The 229-nt window shown below is 80.3% G+C and carries 1 protein-coding gene; it reads left to right on the top strand.

The features are described from left to right. On the top strand, positions 1–229 hold a 229-nt coding region (locus A7A76_RS18385), incomplete at both ends, for a hypothetical protein (RefSeq protein WP_428995190.1).

Below are 229 nucleotides of genomic sequence, written 5' to 3'. Positions count from 1 at the left end.
CGCGCGCTGCGGGCGCCGACGGCGACGCGACGGCCGCGTCGCTCATCGACGACGGGCCCGCCGCCGACGGCATCGCCGCCAACACCGCGGCCACGACGCCGGCACCGGCATCGGCATCGGCATCGGCACCGGCGAGCGTGCCGGTGGGCGACGAAATCAGCCGCAGCCTGCGCCGCGCCGGCACCGCCGAAGCGGCGGCGGCCCAGGCCGGGCACGCCTCATCCGCCCG

It is taken from the genome of Lysobacter enzymogenes (assembly GCF_017168095.1).
GTDB classification, from domain to species: Bacteria; Pseudomonadota; Gammaproteobacteria; order Xanthomonadales; family Xanthomonadaceae; genus Lysobacter; species Lysobacter enzymogenes_D.
The sequence above is the reverse complement of the archived record's forward strand: the minus strand, read 5'-3'. Positions and strand labels throughout refer to the sequence as shown.